This window comes from Zhongshania marina (assembly GCF_002915595.1).
In the GTDB taxonomy this organism is placed as follows: domain Bacteria; phylum Pseudomonadota; class Gammaproteobacteria; order Pseudomonadales; family Spongiibacteraceae; genus Spongiibacter; species Spongiibacter marinus_B.
Window position 1 is genome coordinate 14,914 of the sequence record NZ_PQGG01000035.1, and the last position, 24,309, is coordinate 39,222.

The following is a 24,309-nucleotide window of genomic DNA, read 5'->3' on the forward strand; positions in this document are numbered from 1 at the left end:
TTATGAATACTATCGAAGATGCAGTTATTCCCTCAGGAAAAATGCTGATTGGTTCAAACTGGACGTTTGCGCAAAGTGGCCAAACCCTAGAAGTAATTAACCCTGCAACAGGTCGTTCATTTGCAAGCGTGGCTGCGGGCGGGGCAGAAGAGGTTGATGCCGCGGTAAAAGCTGCGCGCGCTGCCTTTGAATCTCCGGGTTGGGCTAAAATGCGCCCTATTGATCGCAGTAAATTATTAGAGCGTGTTGCCCAAATAATTGAAGAACATGCTGAAGAGTTGGCCCTATTAGAAAGCTTGGACAACGGTAAGCCTAAGCATTTGGCGATGATGGTCGATATTCCATCCGCTGTCGAAGTCTTTCGCTATATGGCGGGCTGGTGCACTAAGATTTATGGCAAAACGCTGCCGGTGTCTGGTGATGGTCGCCAGTATCACGCTTATACACTGCGCCAACCGATTGGCGTTGTAGGTGCAATAGTGCCTTGGAACTACCCATTGGCAATGGCGTCTTGGAAGATCGCCTCGGCATTGGCTGCAGGCTGTACAATGGTACTCAAACCCTCTGAAGTGACATCTTTAACTGCCTTGCGTCTTGGCGAGCTGATGCTTGAAGCTGGTGTACCACCGGGCGTGCTCAACATTGTTACCGGCGATGGCCAATCTGCGGGCGAGGCGCTGATTACTCACCCAGACGTCGACAAAATTGCGTTTACAGGTTCGACTCCCGTTGGTAAACACATTATGCGCACGGCAGCGAATGATATGCGCCGCGTAAGCTTAGAGCTTGGCGGTAAATCACCAACCATCATCATGCCAGATGCCGACCTCGAGCGTGCGATTCCTGACGCCGCAATGGCCATTTTCTTTAACTCTGGACAAACTTGCTTTGCTGGCTCGCGCCTGCTTTGTCACGAGTCGATTTACGACACTGTTATTGCTGGTATTGCAGAAGTCGCTAAGGCGCTGCCGATTGGTCACGGTCAAGACCCTACTACCATGATTGGCCCCGTGGTCAATAAAAAGCAGCAAGATCGTATTCAAAGTTATATTGATATTGGTCAGCAAGAGGGCGCAGAGGCAATCTCGGCGGGTAGTCCTTTGCCTAGCGAAGGTTATTTTATCGAACCCACTATTTTGTCCAATGCGACCGCAGATTCGCGCGTATTTAACGAAGAAATTTTTGGCCCAGTGTTAGCGGCAACCAAGTTTAAAGACATGGACGAAGCTATTTCGCTGGCAAACAAAACTCGCTTCGGTCTGGGCGCCAATATCTACAGTAAAGACATGAATACCTGCCACAAAATGGCGGCGGGCATTCATGCCGGTACCATTTGGTTGAACACCTATTTTGTTGTCGATGCTGCAATGCCATTTGGCGGCTTTAAAGAGTCAGGCGTTGGTCGCGAAGTGGGCGACGAAGGTGTGTTGATGTACACCGAGTCTAAATCTGTTTGTGCACTGTTAGACTAGACTTTTTAAGTATTTCCAAACCTTACCCTTTGCAGCATAAGCGGCGGGGGGTAAGTAATAAAATCCGCGCTGGCTATCGAGCATTTAGCGCAAGTCTTATTAGGGAAAAATATGAAAATTACTGCTGCAGTGACTCGTGAAATTGGCGCTGACTTTACAATTGAAGATATTGAGTTAGAAGAGCCGCGTGACAATGAGGTTTTAGTTCGTATTGTTGGTGTAGGTGTTTGTCATACTGATATTGCCGCGCGTGATCAAGAGGTGCCAACCCAGTTACCCGCCGTATTGGGGCATGAAGGTTCTGGTGTCGTAGAAAAAGTCGGTAGCAACGTCACGTCGGTAAAACCTGGTGATCACGTTGTGTTGTCATATACCTTTTGTGAACAGTGTAAGCCCTGCGATCACGACCATATTAATTACTGCCAAAGTTTTGCGCCGCTAAATTTTGTAGGCATGCGCGCCGATGGCAGCAGTGCATTAAGTAAAAATGGCGAGCGTGTTGCTGGTCATTTCTTTGGGCAGTCGTCTTTTGCGAGTTACGCGCTTGCCTATGAAAATAATGTTGTTAAGGTTCGCGACGACGCGCCGCTTGAGTTACTTGGTCCCTTGGGCTGCGGTATTCAAACCGGTGCGGGCACCATGATGCGTTCATTTGCTTGCGAAGCGGGTTCTGCTGCTGCGGTTGTCGGAGGAGGCGCAGTGGGTTTGAGCGCGGTTCTAGGTGCGGTAGTGCAGGGTTGTAATCCCATTGTTGTTGTTGAACCCCATGCGAATCGTCGTGAATTAGCTTTGTCATTGGGTGCAACACACGTTATTGATCCTTTGAATGGCGAAGATGTAACTGAAAAACTACGTGAAATAAGCCCGAATGGTATTGATTACGCCTTAGATACCACTGGATTACAGTCTGCGATTACCTCTGTTTATAACGCAATGGCTGCGGCTGGCACCATTGGTCTAGTTGGTGTACCAAAACCAGATAAGCCAGATGTAGAGTTTGGTGTATTGAATATGCTGCTGTGCGGCGTAAATATAAAAGGTATTTGTGAGGGTGATGCAATCCCGTCCGAATTTATTCCGGTCATGGTTGATCTGTTTATGGAGGGGAAATTCCCCTTCGATAAGCTGTGCCAAACCTTCGACTTTAAAGACATCAACGACGCTGTTGCCGCGCAGCACAAAGGTAGCTGTATTAAGGCAGTGTTGAAGGTTTAGTCACGCCATAGCTCGGAGCTAGTTTTATCAGGCGATATGGAGTTTTAACTGCATAGCGCCTTTTTTATTTTGTAAATGCAAAAAGAGTTATCAGAAAGTTGTTATTAGTCGTTTTCTCGAGCGCGTAGTCAAATAATTAATAATATAAATACCAGCGGGAGGTGCCAGAATGGAGTTAAGTTCTGACGTTTGTGGATTGGCTGCACAGGTCTTGGCGCGTTCAAAGGTAAGCAATTTATGCGTATTTTTGTATGACACCAAGCCGACAAAGCGCGCAGTTAGATTTTTGTATAACCAGGGCATGACTGATCGAGTACGCACAGAATACAGTAATCATCTGTGGTCCTATGATCCCTTTCTTCGCAATATTAATTCTTGTAGCGATGGCCGTTCTGCGCCGGGAACGCGGGTGCTGGAGCGCCGGCAATTAGAGGCTTCTGATCAGCAGCGCAGTTGCGAACCCTATTGGCGCTATATGGATTTAATTGGCTACCGAGAGATTGTCGCCGCGACCCACTGTATTGCTCCGGGCTTGCACATGGTTGCAGGTGTTATGCGGCAGAACTGCATTCGGGGTGTGCATATCACAGCGAGTAGGGTGTCTGCGGATCTCGAAAATTTACTCACACAGTCGTCTGAAGATTATATCGCACAGCTAGTTCGCCAGCAGATGCATGCAGATCAAGTGGTATGGGCTGATGATGCCAAAATATGCCATTCTGCCGCCACAGATGCCGTGTTGACTCCTAGAGAAACCCAGGTGGTGGAAGGGCTTCGCGGCGGGCACGGCAATAAGCAAATTGCCGCCGCACTAGGTTTGTCTGAATACACAATAGAAAATCATTTAAAGCGTATTTATCGTAAGTTTCGAGTTCATAGTCGTACGTCTTTGCTCGCGACCTTGGATTCGTCACTAAATTGAGTTTTAAGGTTTGGCAATTTCTAGCTAGAAACTGTGCTTGATTTACGAATGATTCGCCCCAATAATCCGCGAACTGCGGACACTGTAATTAAACACCATGCCCACCTCATCACTTAGTACAAAACTAGACAAGCGCACGGCGTCGCCAATGCTTGCCTGGCTTTTTGCACTTATTGGGATGCTCGCCACGGGGGTAAACTTACAAGCCGCGGCACTGGATACCGACAGAAATTTTAATAAGCATGACTCATCTCAGATTTTTGTCTTTTCCAGCGGCAGCAATGCCATGCTTGTTTCTGAGCGTGATGACAATGATCATAGCTTTAGTACATCCAAAGCGAGTGTTTTTACTGGCAGCCAACCCAGTTGGCGCTTTATTGGTCTGGTATCACCAACAGCCAATTGGGCACCCGCATTACAGGCGCTAGTTCACCTCCGGCCGCCGCTGCGCGCACCTCCGTTTAACTAATCCTCCTCAATTTTTGTATTTCGATTTTTATTTCATTAATTTGAAAGGATTATTCATGCGATTCTTTAATACTCGGGCGGTAATTTATTTGCTGCTCATACTGCTTGGCTTATGCAGCGTGGTTCCTAACTTTTTGAATACGAACGCGCAAGCAAAGCTACCAGCGTGGTTTACGCACAACACCTTAAAACTGGGTTTAGACTTGCAGGGCGGCTCACATTTACTGATGAGCGCTGATACTGCTCCGCTTATAAATGGCGCGGTAGAGCGCGTTGCAGAACAAATAATAACGCAGTTGCGAGAAGGTAAAATCGCCTATGCAAAAGCGCAGCTTGAGGGCCCCCACTGGCAAGTAAGCCTGCGAGATGCTGACAATTTGCGAAAAGCCAAGGCACTGGCCACTGAGCACAATAGGACAGCTACCGGCGTACGAATGTTTAAAGTCGCAGGCCAAGAAAACATCTTGAGTATCTCCCTAACGGAAGAATATATAGCGGAAATTAAGAAAGACGCCCTAGACCGCAGTCTCGAAGTGCTTAGGCGGCGGCTCAATGAAACCGGCTTGGTTGAGCCCAGTATCAGCAAGCAAGGTGACGATGGCGTGCTAATTCAAATGCCAGGTGTTAGCGATCCTGCGTATATTCGTCAATTATTGGGCACAACGGCGCAGATGTCTTTTCACTGGGTAGCGCGCCCGCAAAGCATAATACCGACAATGACGGTGCTAAGCAGTCAAGACCAGCAAGCCTATACCTTAGAAAAACAAGTCGCCATGAAAGGCGAGCATATTAGTGACGCGAGTTTAGGCTTTCATCAAAACACTGGCGAGCCAATAGTCACCTTTGCACTCGACCATGTCGGCGCCAAACTCTTTGGCGAAATGACCCGCAATAACATTGGTAGGCCGCTGGCAGTTGTTCTTGATAACAAGGTGATTACAGCACCGGTAATACAAGGCGTTATTGGTGGTGGTCGCGGTGAAATAACCGGTAATTTTACATCCAGTGAAGCGAGTGATCTTGCTCTGCTACTCCGAGCCGGCGCGTTACCTGCGCCTTTGGCGGTTGTTGAAGAGCGCACTGTAGGCCCAGACCTTGGCAGCGATGCCATTCAAATGGGTTTGTTCACCGGTGTATTAGGTGCCGCTTTGGTATTAGTATTTATGACGGTTATCTACCGAGGCTGGGGCTTAATTGCCTGCGCAAGTTTGACCATTAATATTGGTCTGATCTTCGGCATATTAAGCCTGCTAAGCGCAACGCTCACCCTGCCAGGCATAGCCGGTATTATTTTAACCATTGGTATGGCCGTTGATGCCAATATTCTTATTAACGAACGTATCCGCGAGGAATCGGCACGCGGCAAGCGCGCAATGGCCGCCATCAATGCCGGTTTTGATAAAGCCTATGCCACGATTATCGACGCCAATGTCACCACCCTTATCGCGGTTAGTCTGTTATTTATGTTCGGCAATGGCCCTATTCGCGGTTTTGCGGTGACAATTGCCATTGGCTTAGTTACGTCCATGTTTAGTTCTATCGCGGTGACTCGCGTATTGATTAAATGGCATATACGTAAGCGCCAAAGAGATGTGTTGTCTTTCTCTGGTTTTGCCATGCTGGATCGGCTTAGTAAGCGCAATACAAACTTCCTCGGCGGGCGGTTTATGGGCTTGGCTTTGTCCGCAATATTGTCGCTGGGTTCAGTGGCGCTATTTATTGGGGGCGGTTTAAATTATGGCGTCGACTTCACTGGTGGAACCTTGGTGAATGTGAAAACGGAGCAGCTCTCGGTGCAGGGTTTGCGTAGTAATCTGCTGGCCCATGACTTTGATCGTGTGACGATTCAGGAGTTTGGCGACGCGGGTCAATTTTTGGTTCGGCTCCCCGCGCAAAGCGGCGATAAGCAGTTAAGCGCTAACGAAATTGACTCGCTAAAAGCCGCCATTCTCAGCGAAGACGCTACGGCGAGCTTTCCGCGGGTGGATATGGTGGGTCCCAAAATCAGCGGCGGCTTTGCCGACGCCTCCATACTTGCCGTGCTATTAGCTGCGGCGGGGATGCTGGTGTATTTATGGATTCGATACGAGTCACATTTCGCCACCGCAGCCATCGCCACTATTGGTTTAGACATCACCAAAACCATTGGCTTTTTTGCTTTAACGGGCCTGGAGTTCAACCTAACCGCCGTTGCCGCGTTGCTCGCGCTTATTGGCTATTCAATTAATGACAAAGTGGTTGTGTTTGATCGGGTGCGAGAGGGGCTGCGCGCCAATCCCGATGCGCCGCTGCTACGTGTTCTAAACGAAAGTATTTCCTCAACCTTGACGCGCACACTATTTACATCGGCAACCACTTTATTAGCTATACTGCCAATGGCTGTGGCCGGCGGTGATGCGGTATCGAGCTTTGCCAAGCCCATGCTATTCGGCATTATTGTTGGCACAAGCTCGTCAATTTTTATTGCCTCGCCAATCTTGTATTTTCTGGGTGTATGGCGCGAGCAAAAAGGCTTGAAACAGCTTAGGCCTAGCGCCGAGGAAGTTCGGGAATCCTTAGCACTTATGCCTTAACGTGGATAAAGTCACACGGATTAGGTCTGTGTGACTGTTTGCCTGCGATATGGCTTTTAACTACATACGTCACGATAAAGATTCATCAACGTAACCCTTACTCATTTATAGGTAGTATAAGAATATGACACTTGCACTGATGGCCGTTCTTGGTGGATTCGTGCTGCTAATTTGGAGCGCAGACCGCTTTGTAGAAGGCGCTGCCGCTACCGCTAAATATATGGGTATGCCTACCTTACTGATTGGTATGGTGGTTGTCGGTTTTGGTACATCGGCGCCCGAGATGGTGGTTTCGGCAATGGCGTCGTTCGACGGCAATCCAGACCTCGCGCTAGGCAATGCGATTGGATCAAACATAGTTAATATTGGCCTGATTCTTGGAATTACCGCATTAATATCGCCGATCACGGTGCACTCCAATATCGTGCGCAAGGAGCTGCCACTACTCACACTGATTGGCGGCTTGGTCGGCTATATATTGTGGGATGGCGCCCTCACTCGCTTAGAATCGATTTTGCTCTTGGCAGGGTTTATTGCGCTTGTTAGCTGGACGATATTTGTGGCGATGCGCAGTCGAGGCGATCACTTAGAAACTGAAACGGATGAGTTACTCGCCGCGCAAGCGATGTCATTACAAAAAGCACTGTTGTACTTGGTGCTGGGTTTAGTAGTGCTGATTATTAGTTCACGTATTTTGGTATGGGGTGCAGTTACCATAGCCCAATTGCTGGGAGTGAGTGATTTAATAATTGGCCTAACGATTGTTGCCTTTGGTACCTCGCTCCCCGAACTAGCGGCTTCCATTATTGCCGTTCGTCGCGGTGAGCACGATATCGCCATTGGTAATGTCGTCGGCTCTAATATGTTCAATTTACTGGCGGTCATTGGCATAGCGGGCGTTATTAATCCTATCAGCGCATTTCCTGTCGAGATTATTAATCGTGATTGGACAGCGATGATGCTGATGACCATTGCTTTGTTTGTCATGACGTTCGGATTTAAAAAAATCAGGCAGCTCAATCGACTCAGCGGTGGAATTCTGTTGATTTCATTTGTGGCCTACAACGCGTGGTTGCTAGTCTCGGTCATGAGTTAGTTAACTCATTGAAATTTATACAAAACGCGATATGATCAAGGGAAAGGATTGTTTGACAGAAATAAAGGGAATTAGTCTTCGTTTGTCCGGCGCTTGCTAATGGCGATGCCGCCAACTAATTGAATCCCCTATAAATAATCAATCAATGTTAAAGCCCACTCCTTGATACGGGGCCAAAGCGATACATGGCCTGAGTCGTTATAACAACTGTTAAATTTCAAGGAAAGCGTTATTGACATTTCAATGAGTGATGTTATTGCAATTATTGCGGTGTTAGTAGCAGCGCCCTCGGCACTTTATGCTCGCTGGTCTGTTAAGGAAGCGAGAAAAGCGAATGATATTGGTAGGTTGAATGCGTTGCTCGCGTTTCGTGCACACTATCTTGAGCTAATGGCCCAAAATGGGCGAATTGCTGAACAACTCAAAGGTATGCAGGGGGCAGAGAAAGCATTTGAGGCATACGCTGAGCTTGACTCAAAGTTGCGTGAAGTAAACCGAGAAATCAATTGTTATCACGGGAAAGTTGTTGCATCAGAAATTTAACAATACGCTTAAGTTCGTTCCCAGCCTGGAGGCCGTCCACCGGATACCCTTGTCAGGGCACCGCTTAGCTAGGCGCTATGCGTCTTGACCACCCTGATCGATAGCGGTATCGTAATACTAGACCCTTATCGATAGGTGCCGCCATGACCTCAGTAACTGTTTCTCCCAAATATCAGATTGTTATTCCTAAAGAAATTCGTGAATCCATGGGGATTGTGTCTGGGCAAAAGGTCCAAATTACATCGTACCAGGGGCGAATTGAGGTTATTCCTCTCAAGCCGATGAAGGAGATGAGAGGCTTTCTGGAAGGAATTGATACTACGGTTCTTAGGGAAGAAGACCGGGCATGAATGTCGTAGATTCGTCAGCTTGGTTGTCGTATTTTGCCGGCGATGGTAATTCTGCGGTTTTCGCGGAACCCATTGAAAAGCTATCAGAGCTGCTGGTGCCAAGCATCACAATCACTGAGGTTTTTAAGAACGTATTGCGCCAACGAGGGGAAGAAGCTGCGCTGATTGTCACTGCTCATATGGAGCAGGGTAAGGTAGTTCCGCTGGGTTCGGAGCTTGCCAAGGATGCAGCTAAATTTGGCGTTCTCCATAAGTTACCGCTAGCTGATAGTATTATTTTTGCCACTGCTCACAAGTTCTCCGCGGCTATCTGGACTCAAGATAGCGATTTCGAAGGGCTGGCGAATGTCAAATATATTTCCAAGAAACGCACATAACTATCACGGGTATGCGACGCCAAAAAGGCGGCGCGCCAGCTATAGGCGTGACGCGTAATTTGACGAGTTGTTCCGGCTGCCGTCTGATAATAAGCTCAAGCGCACTGTGTTGAAGTTGAGTTCAGTTATCACAGCTGCGTTATGAGGACGTGCCATAAATAGGAATACCAAAGGGTGCCAGCATGGAATTTACTAATAAACGAACTGTTCAAATTACATCGTATTTGCTGCTGGCGCTGGCAGCTACGCAGGCATGTTATACCATTCTTCACCTCGCTGAGCTTAGCGTTCCGCGGCAGTTATTATGGGGGGTGGAGTGTTTTCTTTTCACCATTCTAACGGCGTTTGCCGGCGCCGCGATGGTGCAGGCTAAAAGCTATCATGTGGGGTGGTCTGCCATTGCCTTCAGTGCGGTACTCAATGTTGTGCAAGTTAGCATTGGTCTTACTTTGTTCGGGCCATTTCGTGAAGCGGCGAGTCAACTCGAGGCACTTGGTCCTTTAGCAGGTGGAGTCGTAGCCTTGTCTTTTATGATCTATTACGCAGCAAAGCTCTTGTTAGGCTTTACTGCACTCATTTTCGGTGTCGCAAAGATGGCGGGAGGGGGCAAGGCTTTGGGAGGCTTGACTGCAATGCTTGGCGTTGTTGCCATGTTCGCCAATGCGATTCTGATTGTGTTTGGGCGTGACGCGTTTCTACCCTCCGGCGTTGCTGGGGGATCGGGTGTCTTCGCGACCTTGCTTCTGGCGCTCTGCTTGACGAGTGTTGTCCGAGAAGACCCTGACGCGCTCAAGAAGAGTTCGTGACGCAAGCGCACACCTTGTTTGAGCAAGGTGTTGAGTTGATTTTGCACACTTGGTGACTAGTCATAGTCGCAAGACCACATTAGGCCTATGTGTGAGCTTCCGTCTAACAAGCTCAATTTCATTACGGCCGCAAAGGGCGGGGCCTTCAGATGGTAGACCCTCGTCGCTCAGCGCGGGGGTGGAGTAATGCCGCTGTTCAATAAATCAGATTATTTAACTAAATTTGTAAGCTCTTTCCTTTGAGTAGGCTGTGCATGCCAATCTTGCTTAGCTGAAATCAGTCCATTGTCGTTAATTCTCCTATTGGTATTCTGAATGTTAGCCATCGTCCTTGACGGTGTGATCAGAATAATTGAATTAGGAAAGAGCTAATGACAAGAACGCTAACGACGGATATTCGAGCCTTAGATCCAATCCATGACAATCGCCATAAACTCGGAACAGGGCCGCTGGCCCGCGAGTCGATGGCGTATATGATTCAAATTCCAGAAGAGCAAATTGGCGGCTTTATTTATACCTGGATTAATGGTGAAGGCCTAGCGGGCAGTGCGGTCACGCTTTACGGCCCCGGTATTGGCCCAGAGCCCTTGCTGGAGAAGTTTGACGGTATTGCCATGTCGCCGGATGCCGATTTTTTTGATTGGCGGGTGAAGAAACTGCATTTTCGTCTAGGCGAATTATTGAAAACCGCTTCGATTAGTTACAAATCCGAGCTATTCGATATTGAATACAATTTTACTGCCACCCAGCCCGCTTACGCATACAGCAGCCATAAAGGCGGTTGCCCGCAGTGGATAGCGCACGATCGTTTTGAGCAGCATGGCATGGTGTCTGGCTACGTTAAAGTGGGCGGTCGTGAAATTGCTTTGCAGGGCTATGCGCAGCGTGACCATTCCTGGGGTGTGCGCGACTGGGGTTTGAACCAGCATTGGAAATGGGTTCATGCGCAAGCGGGACCGGAGCTGGGCGTGCATTTTTGGAAGCTAGAATCGATGGGTAAAACCTTGATTCGCGGCTTTGTCGATAAAAACCAGCACATTGCCCAAGTAGTCGATGTAGATATCGACCTAGATATTAATGACGATCTAAAAACGCGTACGGTGAATGCCACCATATACGATTCAGCCGGACGCACCACGATCTTTCAAGGCGTTGCCTATGCGACTTTTCCGCTTTGCCCCGATCCCATGATTACCTTGTTTGAATCGCCGATTATTGCCCATATCGACGGCGTAAAGGGTGGTGGGTGTTGCGAAGTGTTGTGGATGAATAGCCTGATCGAATACGTAAACAAGAAATAGGCGGGATAGAAATGAAATCAAGTGTAGTGACCGCGCTCACATCGGGCGTGGATATAGAGCCAAGTATTCAAGCTATGTTGCAGGCAAATTTTAGCGCTCGAAATGAAGGGGTATATGAGCCGCTAAGCCCTCAGCAAATGGAGCCCAAATTATTGGCATTTTTAGCAGCGCAAGGGCTTGCGGAAGCCCGGGTTGAAGGTTTTAAGCGCATGGGTGGTGGTGCGTCTAAAGAACAGTTCGTTTTTGATTTATACGCAGGGGATAAATTTGTTAGGAAATGCGTTTTGCGTATGGATCCTCTAGAAAGCGCGGTGGTGACTGACCGCGCAAAAGAGTTTGGGGTTATGCGTGCAGTAGTAGATAAATTGCCGGTACCACCGGTTTTGTGGGCAGATTTGCACGGCGAGCACTTGGGGCGACCAGCGCTGATTACAGGGTTTATTGGCGGGGTCACCAAGCCTAGTAATAACGCGGGCAATGTGTCGGGTTTGGGCACCTTAATTAGTGAGCCATTTCGCGCGGGCTTGTCGCAGGAGTTTATGAAGTACCTGCAAATAATGCACGGTATTAGTCCAGACTTTGACGACGGTAAGGTTTTTCAGCTGCCTAATCAAGATGATTACCAAGCTGCGCGATGGCAGCTAAATTGGTGGGTAAGCGCATGGCGTGACGATGCGATTGAGGGCTTGCCGATAATGGGTTTGGCTGAGCGTTGGATGCGCGATAACCTGCCTAAAACCTCGGAGCTGGTTATTGTTCACGCAGACTACCGAACTGGTAATTATTTGTTTGATGAGCAGAGTCAGAAAATTACCGCCATCTTGGATTGGGAGTTGGCACATATAGGTGACTATCACGAAGATTTAGGGTGGATTGCTTGTCATCAAGGTAAGACTAATGACGGCGAGGTTTTGGCCTCGGGCTTAATGCCATTGGCGGAGTTGTGTTCGCGATATACCGCTATGACCGGGAGAGTTGTGGACAAGCAGGCGCTGTATTTCTATCAAGTGTTAAGCGTGTACAAATGTGTCGTTATTTGTTTGGCGACATCGGCGCGTACTGCCGGAAACAAGCATAGTCACCAAGATATATTGCTGAGTTGGCTGACGGCAGCGGGTTACGCCTTTGTGGATCAGCTTATCTGTTTGCTTGAGGAGGCCTAATATGAATCCATCAACCCAGTTGCGTTTAAGCACCATGATGCGTGCGATGACGGATATTATTTTACCGGCGATTCCCGCTAGTGAGTCTATGGCGCAGGAGCAAAGCCAGCTATTGATTGGTCATATCGCGGCATTGATGGCGCAGGATGGCCGAGAAAGAGAGTTACAGGCGCACAATGCAGCGAACTTAATTGATGTCGCTAAGCAGCTAATTCTTCTCGCAGAATTAGAAAAGCTTGCGGCAGAAAAGCTCGCTGAATTAAATGCCGCGCTTGCCGGCAACGACATCGCAAAAATCGCCTTTGCCTCTGAACGATTAATGGCCGACTGTGACGTGAGCGCAGGGTTTAAGAGCAAGTCTTCGGAGTTGATGATTAATTATGCCCGCCATCACAGTGTGGTAGGGCGTAGTTGGTTTAGCCCTATGGGCTTTGACAGCAAGCCAGAAGAGCTGCTCGATGTGGCTAGCTTGCTGACTGCCAGTGCAGCAAATAATTAAGTCTAGTAATACTTCCATGCAAATTATGTAGCATGCGTAAAGTGTGCTACATTCCTTGTCTCTATTGAAGTTAATGCAGCGTAAAAATAAGCCGGATTCAAGGCGGGAATTATTTTAAAAAGATCGTTGACGTTATTTTGTATTTAACTTACGATGCGTTTACACGGTTTGTTTATTGTCGAGATGTTAGAGCTTGCTGCTCGAAAAGTGGAAATACGGCATCTCGTGCTTGACCAATAAAAATAGAAACAGGGCAGAACTATGAAGACCCCAATGCAAGGTCTACCTTTTTTGTATAAGCGCTTGGCCTATGTTGCACTCAATGTGACCGATATTAATAAATCTATTGCCTTCTATAGTGGGCAACTCGGTTTGAATGTACACGTTGAGCGGCAGGGAGAAAAAGTAGGGCTGCGCTGCGATCAATATGCAATGAGTCTTGTCCTCTACCAAGAAGACGTTGCGGGATTGCGCAGAGTTTGTTTTCAGGTCGCCTCGTCTGCAGATTTGCAGCTGGCCAAAGCCCATTTCCAATCAAGGTCTTATGAGTGTTGGGATATACCCGCCGCAGAAATTGAGTTTTTGAACATTGCCGGTGGCTTTAGAGTTCACGAGCCAATTACCGGTGTCACCTTTGAGTACATCGACTGTATGGTCGAGCCGCCTAAAGTGCTGGATCAATCTTTGGCAAAAATCCAGCGTCTAGGCCATGTCGTTATTCGAACTAACAAGCTAGATGAGGCTTGGGCAGTTATGAATAATGATTTTGGTTTGCTTTCTTCAGATTTTGTTGTCGATAAAGCGGTGTGGGCGCGTTGTTATCCCAACCCTTTTCATCACAGCTTTGCGATGGTGAAAAGTGACAGCCAAGGTTTGCACCACGTTAATTTTATGGTCAGTGAAATTGATGACGTGGGGCGCGCTAGGAATAGGCTAATTAATGCGGGGGTGGATATTGTTTTTGGCCCCGGTCGCCATATGCCGTCGGGCAGTGTGTTTCTGTACTTTTTAGATCCAGACGGAATGACCGCCGAATTTAGTTTTGGTATGGAAGAGTTTCCAGAAGAAAATCCTCGAGAGGCGCGAATGTTAGAAAACAGCGCGCAAACTATGGATTTATGGGGCGGCATGCCAAAACCGGAGTTTTGTAAGCGCGGTGAAATAGCGGGGCCTGAATTCAATGAGTGAAATCAAAATAGCGGCCAAGACAAAGGTTGCGATAGTCACCGGTGCCTGTAGCGATATTGGCAAAGCCATCGCAATCGCCCTTGCCGATACCGGTGCTGCCATAGTGTTAAGCGATTTATCGTCCGAAAACCTCGCACTATTAAAAAATGAAATGGTGGAAAAGAAATACACCGTAGCGGCGCACGCCGCTGATTTGTCAACGCAGGCGGGGGCGGAGTCATTAATTCATTTTAGCCTTGCGAGCTTTGAGCGCGTCGATATTTTAGTCAATAACGCAGGCGGCGGCATTATTCGTCCCTTTCTTGAACACACGCCAGAAACCCTGATGCAAACGGTAGACAGAAACTTGTGGACTGCGCTTTGGTGTAGCTGGTGTGTGCTGCCAAAAATGAAGGCGCAGGGCTTTGGTCGGGTGATCAATATTGGCGCAGATTCTGTGCGCAATGGCCTGTGGGCGCATGCTGCCTATAACGCCGCAAAAGGCGGTGTTCATGGTATGACCACCGGCTTGGCTAGAGAGTTTGCCAAAGACAATATTACGGTTAATACCGTTGCGCCCTGTGCAGTAGAAACTGCCGCGCTCAAAGACTTTGTCGAGCGCGATTCGCAAACAGCAGAAAAATTTCTAAGTGTTATCCCCGTTGGTCGTGCTGCAAAAGTGGAAGAAGTGGCTTCTATGGTTGCGTATTTGGCAAGCGACGCCGCCGCTTTTGTGACTGGGCAGGTCATAAGTGTTAACGGCGGCAGTACCATGTTGTAAGGAATAAAAATAATGACGAATGTTATAGCAAGTAGTGAGGACTGGGTCTTTCTCTGCAAAGCAGACGAGGTTGCAGTGGGCGAAATAGGCACCGCAAAACATCCCGGTGGAATGGATCTCGCCATATTTAATGTGGACGGCGAATTTTACGTGGCGGTAGATCGCTGCACACATGGCGCCGCATCTTTCTACGACGAAGGTGAGTTGAACGGCCATATTCTTGAGTGCGCGTGGCATAACGGCACATTTGATGTGCGAAGCGGTGCGGCTTTAACTATGCCTTGTCGGGTGCCATTGCGAAGCTTTGAAACTCAGGTAATCGACGGCGATATTTATATCAACCCACGCGCTAAGCGTTTTCAAAAACCTGATTAATAGAACGTTAACATTTAAATAATTATTTGCAGTGAGGTGTTGTGTGAGTGCGCAGAATCCGGAAATGGGTAAACGAGTTAAACTGGCAGATGGCTACGAGGCTAATTATTTAGAGTCGGGTGATCGCAAAAATCCTACCGTGATTTTACTGCATGGCTCCGGTCCTGGGGTAACAGCGTATGCGAATTGGCGTTTGCTTATTCCCGCCTTAGAAAATGATTTTCACGTCATTGCTCCCGATGTGATCGGTTTTGGGTACACCGATAATCCCGATGGCTTTGAATACAATTTAGAAAATTGGCTGCGCTTTATGTGTCAGTTTATGGATGCAATTGACGTTAAAATAGCCCATTTTGTAGGTAACTCTTTTGGTGGTGCGATTAGTTTGGCGATGGCTGCACGTCATGGCAATCGAGTTGATCGATTTGTGATGATGGGCGCTGCGGGTATTCATTTCAATATCACCGATGGTTTGCGTGAAATTTGGGGTTACAAACCCTCGGTCGATGCAATGCGCAGCTTAATGTCTATCTTTGCTTATCGACAAGATTTGGTGAGCGAAGACATTATTAAATCGCGCTACGAGGCTAGTATTCGCCCTGGTTATCAAGAGGCCTACGAAAAATTATTCCCTGAACCGATGCAGGAAAAGTTAGATGGTTTAGGTATTCCTGAAGATGAAATCGCACAGGTTCAGCATAAAGCCTTGATGGTTCACGGCCGCGAAGACGTGATTGTACCTATGGAAAACTCTATAAAAGCACACCGCCTAATGAAAAATTCGCAACTGCATATTTTTGGTGAGTGTGGCCACTGGACACAGGTAGAAAAGCCCGCTGAGTTTTCAAGCCTAGTTAAAAACTTTTTGATTCTTTAACCGTTTAAAAATACTAAAGAATTGAAGATAGGTGAATTATGAGTAAAAAGTTGAGAGCCGTTATTATTGGGCCGGGCAATATAGGTACTGATTTACTGATAAAAATGCTGCGTTCAGAGTGGGTTGAGCCGGTGTGGATGGTGGGTATAGATCCCGAGTCTGACGGCCTAAAACGTGCGGCTGAGATGGGTATTAAAGTCTGTTCAGAGGGTGTCGATGGTGTGCTGCCATTTATTAAAGCAGACGATATTACTATCGCCTTTGATGCGACCTCGGCTTATGTCCATGCGGAGAATAGCCGCAAGCTGAATGAATTGGGTGTGACGATGATCGACCTCACGCCGGCAGCCATAGGCCCTTACTGCATTCCCCCAGTTAATTTGGCGGCGCTCAGTCAAGGCAATATTCAAAACGTCAATATGGTCACCTGCGGTGGTCAGGCGACTATTCCGATGGTGGCGGCGGTGTCGCGGGTTCAAAGCGTGAGCTACGGTGAAATTATAGCGACGGTATCTTCGCGCTCAATTGGCCCAGGTACCCGCGCTAATATTGATGAGTTTACCCGCACAACCGCTAGCGCGGTGGAGAAAGTGGGCGGCGCAAAGCAAGGCAAGGCAATCATCGTAATTAACCCTGCTGAACCGCCACTCATTATGCGCGACACCATTCACTGCTTGGTTGAAGGCGAGGCTGATCAAGCCGCCATTACCGCATCGGTGCATGACATGGTAGGTGAAGTGCAGCGCTACGTGCCGGGCTATCGCTTGGTGAATGGGCCGGTATTTGATGGCCAGCGCGTCTCTATGTATATGGAGGTTGAGGGCCTTGGTGATTATTTGCCTAAGTATGCGGGCAACCTCGACATTATGACGGCAGCGGCATTGCGTACAGCAGAAATGATTGCCCAAAAACTCACAGAAGCGAGTGCTATTACGGCCTAATAATTTACGCCGCTACCTTGTAATAGCCGACAGTGAAAGGTGCAGAGTATGACAAATAAATTTGTGAAATTGCATGATATGAGCCTGCGCGATGGCATGCATTCAAAACGCCATCAGATTTCCATTGAACAAATGATCGCGGTATCAACGGCGCTAGATGCTGCGGGTATGCCGCTTATAGAAGTCACTCACGGTGACGGTTTGGGCGGCGCATCGGTAAATTATGGTTTTCCGGCACACAGCGACGAAGACTACCTCAATGCGGTTATCCCAAAAATGACACAGGCCAAAGTGTCGGCCCTGCTATTGCCGGGAATTGGTACGGTTGACCACATTCGCATGGCACAGGCCTGTGGCGTAAGCACCTTAAGAGTCGCAACCCATTGCACAGAAGCTGATGTATCTCAGCAACATATTGCCTATTCAGCCAAGTTGGGTTTAGACACCGTTGGCTTTTTGATGATGGCGCATATGATTTCTGCAGAGGCTTTGCTGGAGCAAGCAAAGCTCATGGTGAGCTACGGCGCTAACTGTATTTACTGCACTGACTCGGCGGGCTTTATGTTGCCAGAAGAAGTCACCGAGAAGATATCCACATTGAGAAACGGCTTGCCAGATAATGTAGAGATTGGTTTTCACGGTCATCACAATCTCGCAATGGGCGTGGCTAATTCGGTTGCCGCCATTAATGCCGGCGCTTCGCGCATTGATGGTTCAGTCGCTGGGCTCGGCGCTGGTGCCGGCAATACCCCGCTAGAGGTTTTGGTCGCCGTTTTACATCGTATGGGCATGAAGACCGGCATAGATCTCTACAAGATTATGGATGTGGCGGAAGACCTCATTGTACCGATGATGGATAGTCCAATACGTATTGATCGCGACGCGCTAACTCTTGGTTATGCCGGTGTTTATAGCTCCTTCTTACTATTTGCTAAGCGCGCGGAACAGCGTTACGGCGTGTCAGCAAGAGATATTCTGGTTGAGCTAGGACGGCGCGGTACCGTGGGTGGCCAAGAGGACATGATTGAAGACCTAGCCTTAACAATGGCAAAGGAAAATGTGACGGCCGAGACGGCGAGTGCGACGGGCTGAGAATAAATTTCGCAACTTAACTTAAGGCTGCGATTAGGCAGTTCCCGCGAGTAAATAATAAATAACTAACTAACACGTGGAAAACATGACGCAAACAGCAATAAACACGCAACACATCAAGCTGCGCATGGGAGCCAGAGCACTGGGGCGCGCGGGCTTGGTGCACGCTTTCGGTCACTGCAGCATAAGGGTAGATGATGAGCAGTTTTTAGTGTGCGCTCCTCAGCCAATGGGCACTATTGCCGTGAAAGAAGCGAATACGGTTGTTTCAGTAACGGGGCCTCTGCCAAATGGGGTGTTGGGCGAAGTTAGAATCCATCAAGCAATTTATCAGCGCCGACCTGAAATTAAGGCCGTTTGCAGAATAATGTCGCCAGCGGTAATGACGCTATCTACGCAGGGTTTAACACCAACTTGTCGGCATGGTTTGAGCGCGTACTTTGCCAACAATATTCCCCTGTGGGCTGATCCGCGATTGTTACGTGACGATGAACGCGCGCAATCCCTCGCCGATATGATGGGGTCGGCAACGGCCTTGGTTATGCGGGGAAATGGCGCAGTAGTGCTTGGTGAATCAATCGAAGAGGCGGTGTCTTACGCTTGGTTTTTAGAGGACTCTGCGCGGCTAGAGTTAAGTGTACGCAGTGCCAATTTTAAGCCTGAAGAGGGTGTGCTGTCGCTTGATGAGATTCGAGACAGACAAGTTAAAGTCGGCGTGTTTGAGCGCATGTGGCGGTATTTAACCCACAGCGACCCAGAAACGGATATGGCTCAAGACTTACCGATTAGTGCTCTGAGCGAAGATAACGAAATTGCATGCGACGATGCTGAACTAGAGCTATACCACTTTGTGGTATGAAAATAAAAATTAATTTCTTAAATCCAAAAGCGTGAGGTGGTTGACGTGGAAACTCCTTATATTATCGATGATCGGGACGGCGGGCGTTTTAAAGTAGCGCGCGAAACGTTTACCAGTCAGGAAGTGTTCGAAAAAGAACGCGATTTAATATTTCAAAATTGCTGGCTGTACTTGGGGCATGAATCCGAGCTGAAGGAAGCCAGTGCGTTTGTGGCGCGCACGGTGGCAGATCAGAATATTCTATTTGTTCGCGGTCGCGACAATGTGATTCGCGCCTTGTTTAACGTCTGTCCGCATCGTGGCTCTACTGTGTGTAGAGAGAAGCGTGGCAAGGCCAAAACCTTTCAGTGTATGTATCACGGCTGGGTGTTTAAAAATACCGGTGAATTAGCGCATCTCTCCGGTGAGAATGCTTATAGCAAAGACTTTAAAGAAGGCGATGAATCAAATTTACGGCCTGTGCCAAGGCTGGAACAGTACGCGGGATTCTACTTCATTTGCTTTAATAAAGACGTTGAACCCCTTGAGGATTACCTAGCGGGTTCTAAAGAGTATTTAGATGTGGTTTCAGCGCAGTCTGCGCAAGGTATGGAAATCATCGGCGGCACCCAAGAATACTCCATTCAGGCCAATTGGAAGTTATTGGTTGAAAACAGTGTTGATGGTTATCACGCAGAATCCACTCACGCTACCTACCTAGATTATTTGATGAATACCAATGGTGGTTTAACGGCAACCCGTCTTGCCGGTAAAGGCTATGATCTAGGGAATGGACACGCTGTTATTGAATACAGCGCGCCGTGGGGGCGTCCGGTAGCGCAGTGGATACCTATGTGGGGAGAAGACGGCAAGAAAGAAATTAATCAGGTTTACGATGAGTTGGTGGGGCGTGTCGGCGCAGAAACCGCTGAAAAGATCGCAACTAAAAACCGCAATATGATTATTTTTCCCAACTTGGTCGTTAACGACATCATGGCAATTACGGTGCGTACCTTCTACCCAACATCACCAAACTCAATGATGGTGAATGGGTTTGCAATGGGTGTGGTGGGTGAAAGTGATTGGCGCCGTGAATATCGTCTATCTAACTTCCTAGAATTTATTGGCCCTGGCGGTTTTGCAACTCCTGATGATGTCGAGGCTTTGGAGCAGTGCCAGAACGGATTTAAGTCTGCTGCTAATGCGCCGTGGAATGATATTTCTAAGGGAATGAAGGCGGCAGTTCCCTCATTTGATGACGAGTTACAAATGCGCGCATTTTGGCGTGAATGGAATCGTCGTGTCAGCGAATTTGAGGAGAAGTAGGCGATGGCTAGCGAGTCTGATTTGCAAGAAATGTTTCAATATTTTCGTATCCAAAAATTGCTGAATGAAGAAGCTAAATGTTTGGACGACTGGCGCTTGCAAGACTGGTTGTCTTTATATACCGAGGATGCAAGTTATTATGTGCCACCGACGGACATAGCTGCTGCGGAAGCAGACCCTACAAAGCATCTTTACTATATTGCAGATAATCGTGGTCGTATGGAGGAGCGGGTAACTCGACTTGAGAAAAAGACCTGCCATGCCGAGTTTCCGCGCTCAAAGGTTCAGCATGTAGTTAGTAATATTGTGGTGAATGATAGTCTTGAAAATGGCCGACTTTCTGTGAGTGCGTCGTTTGTAATTTACCGTTCAAAAAATGGTAGCACAGACATGTTTATGGGTAGCTATTTGTATGAGTTGGCCAATATAGAAGGTCAATTACGAATTTGTAAAAAAATGTGCTCTTTAGCGCTTGATGGTTTACGGCCACAGGCAAAGATCAGCATTATTTTGTAAATTATTTTTTAACATACATTTCATAACGAGTAATTGGAATAGCAAGTATGAATCAGCAGCAACTGCAGGATATTAGTACCGAGTTATATCGCTCTTTGCGAGAGGCCAAGGCGGTGTCGCCTCTAACTACACGCTATCCTGATATCAGTATTGATGACGCCTATCGCGTATCGTTGAATATGCTGGCGATGCGCGAGGCTGATGGTGAGAAACTGATTGGCAAAAAAATTGGTGTTACCAGCAATGCTGTGCAGTCTATGCTCAATGTGCGGCAGCCGGATTTTGGTTTTTTGACCGATAAAATGATCTGCGACGGTGAGCTGTCTCTAAGTAATATGATTGCACCGCGCGCCGAAGGTGAAATTGCATTTCTATTAAAGAGTGACCTGAAGGGGCCGGGCGTTACCGAAGCGGACGTATTAGCGGCAACGGAGGCGGTAATGCCGTGCTTTGAAATTGTTGATTCTCGTATCGCTGACTGGAAAATTAAAATTCAAGACACCGTGGCCGACAATGCCTCCTGCGGCTATTTCGCCGTTAACTCTGCCGCCGCGATAGACCCCAAACAAGTAGATTTAATTAATTGCGAAATGCAGGTGTGGAAAAATGGCGAAAAGCTCAGTTTTGGAACCGGCGCAGAGGCCTTGGGTAATCCACTCACCTGTGTGGCGTGGTTGGCTAATACCCTCGGTGAATACGGTATCAGCTTAAGTAAAGGCGACATTATTTTATCGGGCTCTTTAGTGCCATTAGAGTATGTAAAACCCGGTGACAAAATGTCCTTAGACATATCTGGTATTGGTAGCCTAGCGCTCGATTTTATATAGTGTTTAGACTGCTAGGTATTTGGCTGGGAGATAATAATGAATCACGATGAGAATATTAGTCTGTGGGCAAAGGCTGCCGAGGGTATAGACTGGTTTAGCAAGCCCGAGCTTACCTTGGATGATAGCAAAGCTCCTCTGTATAACTGGTTCAGCGATGGTGTGTGCAACACCTGCTTTAACAGTTTGGATCGCCACGTGACCGCTGGTCGCGGCGAGCAGACTGCAATTATTTACGACAGCCCAGTTACCGATACGGTAGAGCACTGGTCTTACCAAGCCTTGCTTGATCGAGTGTCGCGCTTTGCCGGAGCCCTGCGTTCTATGGGAGTTGAAAAGGGCGATAGGGTTGTCATTTATATGCCGATGGTGCCAGAGGCTGCTATCGCGATGCAGGCTTGTGCGCGCATTGGCGCCGTTCACTCGGTGGTGTTTGGTGGTTTTGCAGCGGCAGAATTAGCGTCACGTATTGATGACTGTAAACCCAAGGTCGTGATTTCGGCTTCCTGCGGCATAGAGCCCGGCCGCTTGGTGGCCTATAAGCCGCTGCTCGATGAGGCCATTGAGCGGGCACAGAACAAACCGCTTAAATGTGTAATCTTACAGCGCCCGCAATTGCTTGCCGCGATGCAGGAAGGCCGGGATTTAGATTGGGTGGAAACTGAGGCGGCCGGCGAAGCCGTTGACTGTGTTCCCTTAGCGGCAACTGATCCGCTATATATTATTTACACCTCTGGCACCACGGGGAATCCTAAAGGCGTCATTCGCGACAACGGCGGCCACATGGTGGCAATGAATTGGAGCCTAGAAAATATCTACGGCATCAATCCCGGTGATGTGTTTTGGGCCGCCTCAGATATTGGTTGGGTGGTAGGGCATTCCTATATTGTTTACGGCCCCCTTATTCGCGGCGCGACGGCAATTATGTTTGAGGGCAAGCCCGTCGGCACACCTGATGCTTTATCGTACTGGCGTTTAATTGAGCGCCATAAAGTAAAGGCCATGTTCACCGCCCCGACTGCAATTAGGGCTATTAAACAGCAAGATCCTAATGGGCTTGGCCCTAGGGATTTTGATCTTTCTAGCTTGCAGCAATTATTTTTGGCCGGCGAGCGGGCAGACCCCGATACTATTCAGTGGGCTGAGCGCCAGTTAAATATTCCGGTGATAGATCACTGGTGGCAAACAGAATTGGGTTGGCCTGCGGTAGCAAACTGCGCAGGTTTAGGTTTGTTTCCGGTTAAATATGGTTCCTCCGGTAAGGCCGTGCCGGGCTTTGATGTGGTCGTGCTAGATGAAGCGGGGCATATGGTAGAAGCTGGCACAATGGGCGCTTTGGCGGTTCGTTTACCGCTGCCGCCGGGCACCTTGCCGAGTTTGTGGAATAACGATCAGGGTTTTATTGATAAATATCTTTCTGAGTACCCCGGTTACTACAATGCCGGCGATGCAGGTTTTATCGACAGCGAAGACTATGTCCACATTATGAGTCGCACCGATGACGTGATAAACGTGGCGGGGCATCGCTTGTCTACTGGGCAAATGGAAGAGGTACTTAGCGCGCACAAAGACGTGGCTGAATGCGCGGTGTTTGGTATTAACGATGAGATGAAAGGGCAGATACCGATTGGCTTATTGGTGCTTAATGCCGGTGTGGAACGCAGCGAAGAAAGCATCGTTCAAGAAGTAATTGCCTTAGTTCGGGAGCATATTGGGCCGGTGGCATTTTTCAAACAGGCGCGGGTGGTTAAGCGCTTACCTAAAACGCGATCCGGTAAAATTTTGCGCGCGACCCTGCAAAAAATAGCCAATGGCGAAGATGTAAAAGTACCCGCAACGATTGATGATCCGGCTATTTTAGAAGAAATACGGCCGCTATTGAGCGCTGTGACTGCGTAAATAAAACGCCCCGTTGAGGTCTTCAGCGGGGCCGAAAAATACTGAATTAAGCTTGTGCTTTTAACATTGCGACCATGCTTTTCCATTGCGTCATCATGGTCGACAAATCACTGCGGCTATGGCTAATCAATAGCTTTATTGCAAACCCTCTGACTAAGCAAAAGGTCATGCCGAGGATCATTTCGGCTTCGCTCTTTTCCCAGCCCAGTTCTATCAGTTTTTTAACCCAGCTTTCTTCTACCGAGGCGCGGCTTGTTACCGCAAGTCTGACCTGTTCATCTCTGAGTTCTTTGTTTTTACCACCGGCCATCAAAATATCTAATGCGACCATAAAATAATCAGACATGAAAAAGTCTTCAGCATCCTGAATCACCGCATCTAAGGGATCGTCGCTAGCGGAAAACGAGCTAATATTTTTTAAAAATTTACCGTTAGCCCGCTCATAGGCATATTCCATAGCAGCGGTGGTTAAGGAATCTTTGGTGGGGAAGTGATGGAGTTGCGCACCTTGTGAAACCCCGGCAGCCTTTGATACCGCCGAGGTGCGAAAGTTAGCGTAGCCGACTTCCTTGATTACCTCAAACGCAGCTTCAGAAAGTCGTTGCCGCATTGTTGCTGTGCGCTCGGCCTGTGGCGTTCTGGTTTTTACTGATTTCTGAGTCAAACTTTAAGCCTCAAAATAATAATGATTGTAACAGGCATTATTTTAGCAGCAACAGCATGCTAAGTGCCTAAGCTTCTTGGATAATCTTTATGGCTATAGGCAACCATAGGGTGTAATTGCACGGGGCTTGCAGGTGAATATGCTATGTAAATATCTATATCAAAGGTGATTATTTATATTGCTAGGCTAAATTTTGATTTTAAGTCGCAAGAAAGGCGTAGTAT

25 protein-coding genes are annotated in these 24,309 nt (G+C 48.1%); 24 read left to right on the plus strand and 1 reads right to left on the minus strand.

What is annotated here, in order from left to right:
* The first annotated feature begins 2 nt into the window (after positions 1 to 2).
* The 24 genes from C0068_RS15140 (at position 3) to C0068_RS15255 (ending at position 23,421) form a co-directional block, all read left to right on the plus strand.
* On the plus strand, positions 3 to 1,472 hold the full coding sequence (locus C0068_RS15140; protein WP_199176197.1) for an aldehyde dehydrogenase family protein: 1,470 nt from the start codon (positions 3 to 5) through the stop codon (positions 1,470 to 1,472).
* 111 nt (positions 1,473 to 1,583) lie between these two features.
* Positions 1,584 to 2,687 carry an NAD(P)-dependent alcohol dehydrogenase gene (locus tag C0068_RS15145; RefSeq protein ID WP_103685325.1) on the plus strand — a complete coding sequence of 368 codons (1,104 nt, stop codon included), beginning with the start codon at positions 1,584 to 1,586 and terminating at the stop codon, positions 2,685 to 2,687.
* Between the two features lie 169 nt (positions 2,688 to 2,856).
* On the plus strand, positions 2,857 to 3,609 hold the full coding sequence (locus tag C0068_RS19585) for a helix-turn-helix transcriptional regulator (protein ID WP_199176198.1): 753 nt from the start codon (positions 2,857 to 2,859) through the stop codon (positions 3,607 to 3,609).
* A gap of 148 nt (positions 3,610 to 3,757) precedes the next feature.
* Positions 3,758 to 4,078, plus strand: coding sequence for a hypothetical protein (locus tag C0068_RS15155; RefSeq protein WP_103685326.1), 321 nt, complete (start codon positions 3,758 to 3,760; stop codon positions 4,076 to 4,078).
* 55 nt (positions 4,079 to 4,133) lie between these two features.
* On the plus strand, positions 4,134 to 6,650 hold the full coding sequence (gene secD, locus C0068_RS15160; protein ID WP_103685327.1) for a protein translocase subunit SecD: 2,517 nt from the start codon (positions 4,134 to 4,136) through the stop codon (positions 6,648 to 6,650).
* A gap of 124 nt (positions 6,651 to 6,774) precedes the next feature.
* Entirely contained in the window at positions 6,775 to 7,746 is a 972-nt protein-coding gene (locus C0068_RS15165; RefSeq protein ID WP_103685328.1) for a calcium/sodium antiporter, read from the plus strand.
* 243 nt (positions 7,747 to 7,989) lie between these two features.
* Positions 7,990 to 8,289, plus strand: coding sequence for a hypothetical protein (locus C0068_RS15170; RefSeq protein WP_103685329.1), 300 nt, complete (start codon positions 7,990 to 7,992; stop codon positions 8,287 to 8,289).
* Between the two features lie 143 nt (positions 8,290 to 8,432).
* Positions 8,433 to 8,639, plus strand: a complete 207-nt coding sequence (locus C0068_RS15175; protein WP_103685330.1) for an AbrB/MazE/SpoVT family DNA-binding domain-containing protein — start codon at positions 8,433 to 8,435, stop codon at positions 8,637 to 8,639.
* Entirely contained in the window at positions 8,636 to 9,016 is a 381-nt protein-coding gene (locus tag C0068_RS15180) for a type II toxin-antitoxin system VapC family toxin (protein WP_103685331.1), read from the plus strand. Before C0068_RS15175 ends, C0068_RS15180 begins: the two co-directional genes overlap by 4 nt.
* A 182-nt stretch (positions 9,017 to 9,198) precedes the next feature.
* The gene (locus C0068_RS15185) at positions 9,199 to 9,822 is read left to right on the plus strand and encodes a thiamine biosynthesis protein ThiC (RefSeq protein ID WP_103685332.1); all 624 of its coding nucleotides are present in this window, start codon (positions 9,199 to 9,201) and stop codon (positions 9,820 to 9,822) included.
* 371 nt (positions 9,823 to 10,193) lie between these two features.
* A complete protein-coding gene (locus tag C0068_RS15190) occupies positions 10,194 to 11,123 on the plus strand; it encodes a DUF7064 domain-containing protein (protein WP_103685333.1) in 930 nt (309 codons plus the stop codon).
* A gap of 11 nt (positions 11,124 to 11,134) precedes the next feature.
* Positions 11,135 to 12,286, plus strand: coding sequence for a phosphotransferase family protein (locus C0068_RS15195; protein ID WP_103685334.1), 1,152 nt, complete (start codon positions 11,135 to 11,137; stop codon positions 12,284 to 12,286).
* Position 12,287: 1 nt separating this feature from the next.
* Positions 12,288 to 12,785 carry a hypothetical protein gene (locus C0068_RS15200; RefSeq protein ID WP_103685335.1) on the plus strand — a complete coding sequence of 166 codons (498 nt, stop codon included), beginning with the start codon at positions 12,288 to 12,290 and terminating at the stop codon, positions 12,783 to 12,785.
* A gap of 261 nt (positions 12,786 to 13,046) precedes the next feature.
* On the plus strand, positions 13,047 to 13,973 hold the full coding sequence (locus tag C0068_RS15205) for a VOC family protein (protein ID WP_103685336.1): 927 nt from the start codon (positions 13,047 to 13,049) through the stop codon (positions 13,971 to 13,973).
* Positions 13,966 to 14,733, plus strand: a complete 768-nt coding sequence (locus C0068_RS15210) for an SDR family oxidoreductase (RefSeq protein WP_233208833.1) — start codon at positions 13,966 to 13,968, stop codon at positions 14,731 to 14,733. The genes C0068_RS15205 and C0068_RS15210 overlap by 8 nt, the downstream gene beginning before the upstream one ends.
* 12 nt (positions 14,734 to 14,745) lie before the next feature.
* Positions 14,746 to 15,108 (plus strand): non-heme iron oxygenase ferredoxin subunit, encoded by a 363-nt coding sequence (locus C0068_RS15215; protein ID WP_103685337.1) that lies wholly within the window; start codon positions 14,746 to 14,748, stop codon positions 15,106 to 15,108.
* A gap of 43 nt (positions 15,109 to 15,151) precedes the next feature.
* Positions 15,152 to 15,985 (plus strand): alpha/beta fold hydrolase, encoded by an 834-nt coding sequence (locus tag C0068_RS15220; protein ID WP_103685338.1) that lies wholly within the window; start codon positions 15,152 to 15,154, stop codon positions 15,983 to 15,985.
* A gap of 38 nt (positions 15,986 to 16,023) precedes the next feature.
* The gene (locus C0068_RS15225) at positions 16,024 to 16,926 is read left to right on the plus strand and encodes an acetaldehyde dehydrogenase (acetylating) (protein ID WP_103685339.1); all 903 of its coding nucleotides are present in this window, start codon (positions 16,024 to 16,026) and stop codon (positions 16,924 to 16,926) included.
* A 48-nt stretch (positions 16,927 to 16,974) separates the two neighbouring features.
* Positions 16,975 to 18,018 (plus strand): 4-hydroxy-2-oxovalerate aldolase, encoded by a 1,044-nt coding sequence (gene dmpG, locus C0068_RS15230; protein ID WP_103685340.1) that lies wholly within the window; start codon positions 16,975 to 16,977, stop codon positions 18,016 to 18,018.
* Positions 18,019 to 18,103: 85 nt separating this feature from the next.
* A complete protein-coding gene (locus C0068_RS15235) occupies positions 18,104 to 18,877 on the plus strand; it encodes a class II aldolase/adducin family protein (protein WP_199176199.1) in 774 nt (257 codons plus the stop codon).
* Between the two features lie 45 nt (positions 18,878 to 18,922).
* Entirely contained in the window at positions 18,923 to 20,182 is a 1,260-nt protein-coding gene (locus C0068_RS15240; RefSeq protein WP_103685341.1) for an aromatic ring-hydroxylating oxygenase subunit alpha, read from the plus strand.
* A 3-nt stretch (positions 20,183 to 20,185) separates the two neighbouring features.
* Complete coding sequence (locus tag C0068_RS15245) at positions 20,186 to 20,698, plus strand: aromatic-ring-hydroxylating dioxygenase subunit beta (protein ID WP_103685342.1); 513 nt, start codon at positions 20,186 to 20,188, stop codon at positions 20,696 to 20,698.
* Between the two features lie 47 nt (positions 20,699 to 20,745).
* Entirely contained in the window at positions 20,746 to 21,525 is a 780-nt protein-coding gene (locus C0068_RS15250) for a fumarylacetoacetate hydrolase family protein (RefSeq protein WP_103685343.1), read from the plus strand.
* A 36-nt stretch (positions 21,526 to 21,561) separates the two neighbouring features.
* On the plus strand, positions 21,562 to 23,421 hold the full coding sequence (locus C0068_RS15255; protein WP_103685344.1) for an AMP-binding protein: 1,860 nt from the start codon (positions 21,562 to 21,564) through the stop codon (positions 23,419 to 23,421).
* 46 nt (positions 23,422 to 23,467) lie between these two features.
* Here the strand turns inward: C0068_RS15255 and C0068_RS15260 are convergent, their stop codons facing one another.
* The gene (locus C0068_RS15260; protein ID WP_103685345.1) at positions 23,468 to 24,085 is read right to left on the minus strand and encodes a TetR/AcrR family transcriptional regulator; all 618 of its coding nucleotides are present in this window, start codon (positions 24,083 to 24,085) and stop codon (positions 23,468 to 23,470) included.
* Positions 24,086 to 24,309: the final 224 nt, after the last annotated feature.